The 1,727-nt window shown below is 49.0% G+C and carries 1 protein-coding gene; it reads right to left on the bottom strand.

Going from position 1 to position 1,727, the window contains the following annotated elements; all coding sequences use genetic code 11:
• On the bottom strand, positions 1-1,727 hold a 1,727-nt coding region (locus tag R7Z50_RS24085; protein ID WP_114145314.1), incomplete at both ends, for a Tn3 family transposase.

Genomic DNA, 1,727 nt, shown 5'->3' with positions numbered 1-1,727 from the left:
TTGGCAAGCAATCTTGCGCATTCATTCCAGATAGCGATTTCAGACTCGTTTTTGCCACGGAACTGATCACCATTCACCGACGCAATGGCTCGTCTAAGGAAGTGCCATGCTTCTCCCCGGTTCAGGGCACGTTGCACATACTGCCGCAAACTGGCATCGTCGATGTAGTCAAGTAAATATTGCGCTTTAACCAGTCGATTATACTCCGTCAGAGCCTGTAATATTGGGTGTCCAGAAGGGTAACCAGACAACTTTCTTACCAGCATTGCTTGTGTCGTCCGCTTTGTCTGAAGTGACAGAACAATACGCCTGATATCTTGCCATCCCGTTGTAATAACATTCGTTCTGATAGGCTTCTTTAGCGCCAGTATGGTGCTGCCTTGTTCACTTTCAGTCACATCAAACAGATCATTGATGACACTACTGAACTGCGCGTATCGCGGTGCAAAACTGTAACCGCATAGATCCAGTAAGGCGAAGTTAACATGATTGACACCGTGTGTATCTGTCGAGAGTACGTCAGGTTTGATTTCACTGCTGTTGGATTGTAACAGGTCATAAATATAGTGTGATTCGTGCTCGTTGGAACCGATGATCCGAGCATTGAGGGCGCTGTGGTTGGCCACCAGTGTCATGGCCGTGATCCCTTTGTTGGTGCCGAAATACTTAGAGGAGTACCGGGTTTTAAAGGTTTCCAGATGGGTTTCGAATTTCTGACCATCCGCACTGGCATGCAGCTGGTCCTCCTGAATATGGTAGTGGCGGAAGATGGGTAGCGCTGCAACCGCATTATTGATCACGTCGCTGGCGTCATGCAGCGTTTCAGGCCGGATATAGTTGGCCTGCACCGTACTCAGGTGTTCATAGCTTCGATCGGAGATCTGCGCCATGCCATACACACCACGGTGAGTGGCGTTGGCAATCAGAATGGCCAGTAAATCATCCTGATGAGTGAACCCTTGTTTTTGTATCGGAAGTACATGAGTCAGACATTTCATGAACCCGGTTTCGCGCTCTACATACCGCAGTACATCCGCGATACCGACCGGTTGCATTCGCTTAAAAAAGGGATTGTTGACCAGAGATGTAGCGCTTTTGGTCGGCAGACGCCAGCGGGTACCGGTACGATTTTTCATGATCACATTTCGATTGTCTCCCTCATCAATATGGAGAGCAACGTCTTTGAGTGCACTTTCCAGCCGGTGTTGTTTCTCCTGTAACAATAACTCTGCGGGCTGTTTTAGTCTGTCCAGTGTTGATGAGGCCAGCAAGGTATCCTGCGATGTCTGGGGGATCAGGTCGTCTTCCAGTGCGCGGTATTTGGTAACATTTGGCAAATAAATGCGTCCATTCAGTCGTGAGGTTAACTGCCGGTAGAGCAGCCATTCGTAACGTTGCGGGTTAACGTTATCCTGTTTAACCAACCATGGGAGGTGCTTTTTCGGGATGAGCGACGTATCCATCGTCTTCAGTGGTCCACCGAATGCGATTTCCGTCTGCATCTGTTGAAGTTGGGCGACGACGGCTTCTGAGCCTTTACCGGCCTCACATTCAAGGCACAAGAACACCTGCCTTAACAGTTGCTCCAGGAGATTGCATTGTTCATCGTAATGTTGCCACTGGTACTCTTCCACGGTCCGTTTCTGTTTTTTCAGGTAAAGGCAGAGGGTCTGGATATCCCTGTCATTCATGACCTTCAATGCCTGTTGTCTGACTACTGAGAAGGG

The organism is Vibrio sp. 1249-1 (assembly GCF_033340495.1).
The sequence above is the reverse complement of the archived record's forward strand: the minus strand, read 5'-3'. Positions and strand labels throughout refer to the sequence as shown.